Source organism: Pedobacter psychrodurus (assembly GCF_032678585.1).
Lineage (GTDB): Bacteria > Bacteroidota > Bacteroidia > Sphingobacteriales > Sphingobacteriaceae > Pedobacter > Pedobacter psychrodurus_A.
On the sequence record NZ_JAVTSN010000090.1, the window covers coordinates 1 to 8,451 of the forward strand.

Below are 8,451 nucleotides of genomic sequence, written 5' to 3' on the forward strand. Positions count from 1 at the left end.
GGTGAGTCACCAGCCAATCCATAATACACTAAAAAGGTCGTTGAGCCACCAATCTTTGGATCGCGTTAGGGATTGTAAGGGTTTAGTGCCGATTTTTATCGGTACCGGAGCGAAGCGCAGCCCTGAAAAGCCCGACCCTTGCGTAGCTTGGGTAACGCCCGAATCAATTTACAGTTTAGATTTTTTCGTTGGACTCACGCTGAAGAACTAAAGGCATTGCTTTTCTAATAAAGCATTAGGTATTGTAAAATTTAAATTACTTTCATGCCTAAACCTATGTTTAAAGGATTTGAACACAATCTTTAACACATTTTAACATGTTTTGCGTTACAATCTGGAATATCTTTGTTAAACCTTTTTAAGGTCTTCGTATCTAAACAACAAAACAAAATCATCAAAATGAAAAAAATATTCATCGCTTTATTGGGAGTAATGTCAATTGCAGCTGTTGCAAATGCACAAAAAAAGACTTCAGGAGCAATACAGTTCGAAAATACAATTGATCCGGCGGCTATGGCTTCGGCGAGCGGCATACAATTAACTGATCAGATGAAAGCCAGAATGCCTTCGTCAAGCAAAAGCAATTTCGAGTTATTATTTACGGCTACAAACGCCAGTTATATGCCAGTGGAAGAAACTGAAGACAGTAACGGAGCAGGTGGCGGTGGCGGCGGTATGGGCCGTATGATGATGCGTTTTGGCGGCGGCGGTGGTAATAGAGAATATTACTACACCTTTGCAGATAAAGGACTTACAGAGGTTTTCGACCTGAATGATACCACCTATTATATGCCAAGTAAATTAACTTTGGCTACATCGGGTCCGATCGGCTCGTTTAGGATGGGCGGTGGAAATCCGAACGATAGCACTAAAGCAAAACCTGCTCCGGCACCAACCATCGAAGTGGTTAAAACTGATTCGACTAAACAGATTATCGGTTTTACCTGTCACCAGGCAATTGTAAGATCTACAAGAGCAATCAAGATATTGGATATGGATAAAAACGTGGTAGAAGAAACCAAAATCTGGTATACCAAAGATTTAGGTTTCGATTTTTCTCCAAACCCAAATATGTGGACTGAAGGTGCCGTTTTAGCGATCGAAGGTAGGGGTAACAGCTCCATTGCCAAAAGCATTGAGTATAGAAACGTTAGCGCAAAAGATGTAACTGCGCCTAAAAAAGCAAAATTGATCACGGCTGAAGAGTACAAAACCAAAATGGACAACATGATGAAACGTTTCAGACAGAACAGACCAGGAGGTGGCGGCGGCCAGATCAGATCATTTGGAATGAATTAGTAAAGACCACCATAATTATTTTATCAGGCCCTGAAAGTGTAAGCTTTCAGGGTTTTTTTTGTATCATTTTTGAAAAGGTCGACTTTAGTTTTTGCATCTAAATGAAGAATAACTATTATTGGGGCTTATTATAATCTGACCAAAGTGATCACAACGGAAAACAAGACAAATCTATTAGCAACAAAACAGCATTTCGAAATTTTAGATGGATTAAGGGGAATAGCCGCCATTGTGGTGGTGATATACCACTTTATGGAAATCGCAATTACGGATTACAATAAGAATTTTCTTTCGCATGGCTTTTTGGCGGTCGACTTCTTTTTCTGTTTGTCCGGTTTTGTAATTGCCTATGCTTACGATACCCGTGCTTCACATATCGGGGTGACACAATTTTTCAAACTGAGGTTAATCCGTTTGCATCCACTGGTTGTAATTGGTTCAATTTTGGGCTTAATCACTTTTCTATTTGATCCGTTTAGCGATTTTTATCCCGTTTACGGCTTCGGGAAAACATTACTGCTGTTTCTAACCTCTGCATTTTTAATTCCTTATCCGGTTATGCCCGAGCGTTATACCAATCTTTTCTGCTTAAATGCGCCTGCCTGGTCGCTGTTTTGGGAGTATGTTGCCAATATTTTCTATATTCTTGTACTTTATAAACTGAATAAAAAATTACTGATTGCTTTGGTTTTGGTTGGTGCAGCGGGTATTTGTTATGTAGCTTTAAGGGGTGCCAATGCCAATTTAGGCGGCGGTTGGGGTGGGCAAAATTTCTGGGATGGAGGCGTTAGGGTACTTTATTCTTTCTCTGCCGGAATGCTGGTTTACCGTTTCAACTGGATCATCAAAAATAAACTGGGCTTTTTGGGCATGATTGTGCTCTTGCTCGTGGCTTTTCTTTTCCCCTATGCAGATGCTTACAACTGGATTACCGAACCGATAATCGTGCTGTTTTATTTTCCGCTGTTGGTTGCTTTAGGTGCAGGCGCAACATTAAACACCGGCGCAAAAAATCTCTGCAAACTTTCTGGCGATATTTCGTACCCCTTGTATATGACACATTATCCATTTGTATGGGTGTTTCTCACTTACGTTGCCGTGGTAAAACCAACCATGTCGACTTTATGGGTGGTTATTCCTGTTTCGGTAATACTTTTAATTGTTTTGGCTTATCTGATCATGAGGTTTGTCGATATTCCATTGCGTAAATATTTGAAAGCTAAATTTTTGCCTTAATGATACCGCTGGTTCGTGGAGACATGAACCAAGGCGGCTGAGATTCGAAACAAAAATTCTTAAATAATAACAGATATGAAATTTTTAAAGATAGCTTTGTTCTTCCTTCCATTGGGTGTACTTTTTAGTTGTACAAACACGGATGATTATTCATATAACGAAAAGGTAACGTCAATTTTTTTAAGTGAGATGAAGCGGATCGATGAAACAGACAGTGTTTTTAAAGATACTTCAAAAGTATATGCAAAAGGCTTTCCTGATTCTATTGTACTGTGGCACAAGGCAGATAATCTGATCAACAATTCAAAAAATGACCTTATCGATATCGCCCGTCTGAAACCGACTGAAGCAGCTGCAAAATTTAATGAGGGTGTAATGCAATACCTAACCGCTATAAACGATTATGGTAAAACAGCAAAAGAGATGTTACGTGTAAAAGCCATTGATGAAAAGCGGAAATATTATGATCAGCTGATGATCAAATACGAAAAACTGAATAGTTACCCCGATCAGTTACTGGCCATACAGAAAGCATATTTACTAGAAGTAGGGCTTCAACCGAAGTAGAATTTTAAGCGCTAATGTTAAATAGCGGGATAAAATTCGTATCTTTGCACAAAATACAATCACATTGTAAGTGATCTTTAAAACTTTTTTATTTAAAATTTAAATCATAGTTGTAGATGATTAACATTACTTTACCTGACGGTTCTGTCCGTCAGTATGAAAAGGGCACTTCTGCCCATCAAATTGCATTGTCAATTTCTGAGGGCTTAGCCCGTAACGTATTAGCCGCAGAGGTTAATGGCGAGGTTTGGGATTCAACAAGACCGATCGAATCTGATTCATCAGTAAAATTATTGACCTGGAATGATACTGCCGGAAAATCAACTTTTTGGCATTCATCAGCTCACTTAATGGCTGAGGCTTTAGAAGCACTTTATCCAGGTACCAAATTTGGTATTGGGCCGGCTATCGAAACTGGTTTTTACTACGATGTAGACTTTGGCGACCGCGAATTTTCTTCGGATGATTTCAAAGCCATCGAAACCAAAATGATCGAACTGGCTAAACAAAAGGAAACTTTTGTGCGCGAAAGCGTTAGCAAAGCCGATGCCGTAAAATACTTTACCGAAAAAGGCGACGAGTACAAACTGGATCTGATTGATGGCCTGGAAGACGGTAAAATTACCTTCTATACCCAGGGTTCATTTACCGATTTATGCCGTGGTCCACACATTCCGAATACTGGTTTTGTTAAAGCCGTAAAACTGATGAATGTGGCTGGTGCTTACTGGCGTGGCGATGAAACCAAAAAACAGTTGACCCGTATTTATGGGGTAACTTTTCCTAAGGCGAGCGAGCTTACCGAATATCTTTTGATGATCGAAGAAGCGAAAAAACGCGATCACCGTAAATTGGGAAAAGAGCTGGAGTTATTTGCTTTTTCAGAAAAAGTAGGAATGGGCTTGCCTTTATGGTTGCCTAAAGGAACTGCTTTGCGCGAACGGTTGGTTAATTTTTTAACCAAAGCACAAGCAAAAGCTGGCTACGAACAAGTAGTAACTCCACATATCGGTCATAAAAACTTATATGTAACTTCTGGTCACTGGGAGAAATACGGTAAAGATTCATTCCAGCCGATTAAAACTCCGCAAGAAGGAGAGGAGTTCTTCTTAAAACCGATGAACTGTCCGCACCACTGTGAAATTTACAAAACAAAACCGCGTTCTTATAAAGATCTTCCGGTTCGTTTTGCAGAGTTCGGTACCGTATACCGTTACGAACAAAGTGGTGAATTGCATGGTTTAACCCGTGTACGTGGTTTTACTCAGGATGATGCTCACTTATTCTGTATGCCGGAACAAGTGAAAGAGGAGTTTAAAAAAGTGATCGATTTGGTACTTTATGTATTTAAATCGTTAGGTTTTGAAAGTTATACTGCTCAAATTTCGTTAAGAGATCCGGATAATAAATCGAAATACATTGGTTCTGATGAAAACTGGAGACTATCTGAAAATGCGATTATCGAAGCGGCAGCAGAAAAAGGCTTAAATACTGTAGTAGAATATGGTGAAGCCGCTTTCTATGGTCCTAAGCTCGATTTTATGGTGAAAGATGCTTTGGGTAGGAAATGGCAGTTGGGTACTATTCAGGTTGATTACAATTTACCAGAACGTTTCGAACTGGAATATACCGGTAGCGATAATCAAAAACACAGACCAGTAATGATCCACCGTGCACCATTTGGTTCACTGGAAAGATTTATTGCCGTGTTGATCGAACATTGTGCCGGAAACTTCCCGTTATGGTTAAGTCCGGAGCAGTTTATTATTCTTCCTATTTCAGAAAAATATGAAGAATATGCAAAAAAAGTTTTAGATGAGCTAAATAATTCCGATATTCGCGGGCTGATTGACTTTCGTGACGAGAAAATCGGACGCAAAATACGCGATTCGGAAGTTAAAAAGATCCCATATATGCTCATTATCGGTGATAAGGAAATGGCAGAAGAGAAAGTTTCTGTCCGTAAGCACGGTGAGGGGGATTTGGGCGAAATGACCTTGGAAGAGTTCAACAATTTATTAAGAAAAGAAATAACAGTTTAAATTAAATAGTACAAATTTGGCATTAGGAAGACCAGGATTTAACAGGGGACCACGTCCACCTTTTAAGAAAAAAGAAGCAGAGCATAACATTAATCAGTATATCAAATCGCCCGAAGTGCGTTTAGCTGGCGATAATGTTGAACCGGGGATTTATCCTTTGGCAAAAGCTTTGGCGCTTGCTGATGAACTGGAATTGGATTTGGTAGAGATTTCTCCAAATGCCGTACCACCGGTTTGTAGAATTATCGATTACAGTAAATTTGTTTACGAACAAAAGAAAAAGCAAAAGGAAATTAAATCTAATGCTAAACAAACTGTAATTAAGGAGATCCGTTTCGGTCCGAATACCAACGACCACGATTTCCAGTTTAAACTGAAGCATGCAGTAAGCTTTTTAGAGAACGGTGAGAAAGTTAGGGCTTACGTGCATTTTAAAGGTAGAGCAATTGTTTACAAAGAGCAGGGAGAAATTTTATTGTTAAAATTTGCCCAGGCTTTGGAAGATGTAGGGAAAGTAGAGTTGTTACCTAAGTTAGAAGGTAAACGTATGTTCCTGACAGTTGCGCCTAAAGTAGCAAAAAAATAAAAATAGGTTTATAAATTAAAAAACAGGTTATGCCAAAAATGAAAACCAATTCCAGTGCTAAAAAGCGTTTTTCGCTTACTGGAACAGGTAAAATCAAAAGAAACAACGCATACAAAAGTCACATCTTAACCAAGATGAGTACTAAACGTAAACGTGCCTTAGGTCAAACAAGTATCGTATCTGATGCTGACATGGGTAACGTTAAACGTATGCTTTGCATCGGAAAGTAATTTATTAATTTCACCAGGTATCAGGCTTTAAGTTTCCGATAAACGGAACGCCGCTTGCCAAAAAACAACAACAACATGCCACGTTCGGTAAACGCAGTAGCTTCGAGAAGAAGAAGAAAAAAAATCCTTAACCTAGCCAAAGGCTATTGGGGAGCAAGAAGTAAGGTTTATACTGTTGCTAAAAACACAGTAGAAAAAGGTTTGCAATATGCATACCGTGACCGTAAAGTTAAGAAAAGAGAATTCCGCGGATTGTGGATCCAACGTATCAACGCTGGTGCACGTCAACACGGTATTTCTTACTCTCAATTGATCGGTAAACTAGCTTCCAAAGAAATCGGTTTAAACCGTAAAGTATTGGCTGATTTAGCAATGAATCATCCAGAAGCTTTCAAAGCTGTAATTGATGCAGTAAAATAGAAATTTTCGCTTAGGCGATAATCATAATTAAAAAGGTCCCGATGCAAATCGGGACCTTTTTTTGTTTTTAATATCTGATACATCCCAATTCCGCCAGACTGGCAAACTGGAAACCATCCTGTAAGGGACCTAGAATGAAACGCTGCCTAACAGTAGTAAAATTGTATTTGGCCAATTTCCCCTTTTCGGAAGATAGTCCATGATCTCCATTACCCCGTCTATTTTATAGGGTCTTAGTAATCTATAGTTTTGATTTACATCAATAAATTTTATCTAACCAAAAATTAAACAGCTATTATGAAGAAAACAATTTTATTATTATTAACAGTGATTACGCTATTCGCCTGCCGGAAAAATGAAAACCTCGAAACGGATATGGATGCTAAAGGCGCTAAACTTGACCTTACACCTGATGGCGCAGATGCGACGGCCTTTACATCTGATCATCCAAAAAATTTAACTGTAGTGTACTTTGTTCCATCCGATATGAAATTAAATCCTGATTATAAACGCCGGATCAGTGAATTTTTATTATATGAGCAGAATTACACCAAAACGTGGATGGAGAAGTGGGGCTATGGTGCACAAACGTTTGGCCTGATGGTGAATGATCATAAAGAGGTAGAAATCAACGTGGTTACCGGAAAACTGCCAACAGCAAGTTATCCTTATAAAGGAGGTGCTGAGGCCATGTCGAAAGAAATTAACGCCTGGTTTACGGCCAATCCTGATAAGAAAAAAAGTAGCCATGTTTTTATACTTACCGCATTAAACGAATTTGGAAAACAAGATGTACCTTTTTACGGAAGCGAAACCTGGGCTTATGGCATAGATTTTCCTGCTATGGAAATAGCAAATATGGGCAAGCCTAGTGCTATTGGAGATCAGGCTGCCTGGATAGGCGGCAATTTTCATGAATTGTTACACGGTCTTAACCTTCCACATAACGGGGGCTTAATACCCAATAATACGCAATATGGATTGGCGATTATGACCGGCAATGGAGATGGTTTTATTACGGGTAAATCTTATTTGGATGCCTGGGACTGCGCTTTATTAAGTACCGGAGAAACATTTAGCAAAGTTGCCCGTAGCGATTGGTATCAATCTCCGTCAGCAAGTATTACTAAACTCAATGCAAAATTTGATGATGCATCTAAAACTATCGTGGTTTCTGGTAAATTTGCCTCTGGGAAAAAGGTGAAGTTTGTGGGTTTTACCAATGATGCCAAGAGAAGTGCTGATGATTTAGATTATGATACAGAAAACTGGATTACCAAACCAATTGGCACAGATAGTTTTTATGTTAAAATTCCTCTGGCTGAGATAAAGAATAAAAACGATTTCCGTAACGATTTCAGGATTACCCTCATGCACGAAAATGGATATGGTTACGTAGCGTCATATGCCTATCAGATGGTTGCCGGTAAACCTGTAGTAGATTTTGGTGATAAACCGGTGTATAGTAAAACAAAATGGAAAGTGGTCGGTGTGAGTAGTGAAGAAACAGTTAACTACGATGGTAAGGCAGCAAACCTGATCGACAATAATATCGGTACCATGTGGCATAGTCAATTTAGTGGAGCAGGTTCTGTACTTCCACAATTTTTTACTATCGATATGGGAGCAGTGCTGGCTGTAAACCGATTTACATTTTTCCAAAGAGATAGCCATAGCAAATTGAAAGACATTGAAATCAGTGTGAGTAATGATAACATCACCTGGGAGAAACTGGTCACCTATTCACTGCCCGATATAGCAGGGCCAACACATCTGAAAACCCAGCTTAAAAATTTCAGGTATTTTAAAGTCCTCACCTCTACAGCTTCAGGAAATTCGCAATTTGCTACCTGTATTGAAGTGGGGACTTATAGAGATTAATAAAATTGCAGACTGTAATTTCATGATCATATAGGCTTGATCGTCTGGCTAAGTAAAAGGGTGTCCATAGTTTTTGGACACCCTTTTTATTTGTGTGCGCCGGGCATGGCAATCGACTATAGGGTTAGAGTCCCGTTGTGCCTTGAAGCATTCACGACCGAATGCATGCTGTTAGAATGATGATGGTGGG

Annotated in this window: 9 protein-coding genes; all 9 read left to right on the top strand. The window is 39.3% G+C overall.

The genetic code is table 11. The annotated features are described in order from the left end of the window. Positions 1-211 (top strand): hypothetical protein (locus R2S57_RS29790; RefSeq protein ID WP_316848552.1); only part of this gene is annotated, 211 nt, incomplete at its 5' end. 188 nt (positions 212-399) lie between these two features. Beyond that, complete coding sequence (locus tag R2S57_RS29795) at positions 400-1,299, top strand: hypothetical protein (protein ID WP_316848553.1); 900 nt, start codon at positions 400-402, stop codon at positions 1,297-1,299. 144 nt (positions 1,300-1,443) lie between these two features. Beyond that, on the top strand, positions 1,444-2,535 hold the full coding sequence (locus R2S57_RS29800; RefSeq protein ID WP_316848554.1) for an acyltransferase: 1,092 nt from the start codon (positions 1,444-1,446) through the stop codon (positions 2,533-2,535). Between the two features lie 75 nt (positions 2,536-2,610). Next, complete coding sequence (locus tag R2S57_RS29805; RefSeq protein ID WP_316848555.1) at positions 2,611-3,102, top strand: hypothetical protein; 492 nt, start codon at positions 2,611-2,613, stop codon at positions 3,100-3,102. 116 nt (positions 3,103-3,218) lie between these two features. Then, positions 3,219-5,144 (top strand): threonine--tRNA ligase, encoded by a 1,926-nt coding sequence (gene thrS, locus R2S57_RS29810; RefSeq protein WP_316848556.1) that lies wholly within the window; start codon positions 3,219-3,221, stop codon positions 5,142-5,144. 16 nt (positions 5,145-5,160) lie between these two features. Further along, positions 5,161-5,730, top strand: coding sequence for a translation initiation factor IF-3 (infC, locus tag R2S57_RS29815; protein WP_056872808.1), 570 nt, complete (start codon positions 5,161-5,163; stop codon positions 5,728-5,730). A gap of 29 nt (positions 5,731-5,759) precedes the next feature. Next, positions 5,760-5,960 (top strand): 50S ribosomal protein L35, encoded by a 201-nt coding sequence (gene rpmI, locus R2S57_RS29820; protein WP_108198956.1) that lies wholly within the window; start codon positions 5,760-5,762, stop codon positions 5,958-5,960. A gap of 75 nt (positions 5,961-6,035) precedes the next feature. Further along, a complete protein-coding gene (gene rplT / locus R2S57_RS29825) occupies positions 6,036-6,380 on the top strand; it encodes a 50S ribosomal protein L20 (protein ID WP_025144714.1) in 345 nt (114 codons plus the stop codon). A 297-nt stretch (positions 6,381-6,677) separates the two neighbouring features. Continuing rightward, complete coding sequence (locus R2S57_RS29830; RefSeq protein ID WP_316848557.1) at positions 6,678-8,261, top strand: discoidin domain-containing protein; 1,584 nt, start codon at positions 6,678-6,680, stop codon at positions 8,259-8,261. Positions 8,262-8,451: the final 190 nt, after the last annotated feature.

Excerpts from the sequence above, each read along its gene's own strand:
- rplT (WP_025144714.1), top strand. The coding sequence starts at position 6,036 with ATGCCACGTTCGGTAAACGCAGTAGCTTCGAGAAGAAGAAGAAAAAAA.
- R2S57_RS29795 (WP_316848553.1), top strand. The coding sequence starts at position 400 with ATGAAAAAAATATTCATCGCTTTATTGGGAGTAATGTCAATTGCAGCT.
- thrS (WP_316848556.1), top strand. The coding sequence starts at position 3,219 with ATGATTAACATTACTTTACCTGACGGTTCTGTCCGTCAGTATGAAAAG.
- rpmI (WP_108198956.1), top strand. The coding sequence starts at position 5,760 with ATGCCAAAAATGAAAACCAATTCCAGTGCTAAAAAGCGTTTTTCGCTT.
- R2S57_RS29805 (WP_316848555.1), top strand. The coding sequence starts at position 2,611 with ATGAAATTTTTAAAGATAGCTTTGTTCTTCCTTCCATTGGGTGTACTT.
- R2S57_RS29830 (WP_316848557.1), top strand. The coding sequence starts at position 6,678 with ATGAAGAAAACAATTTTATTATTATTAACAGTGATTACGCTATTCGCC.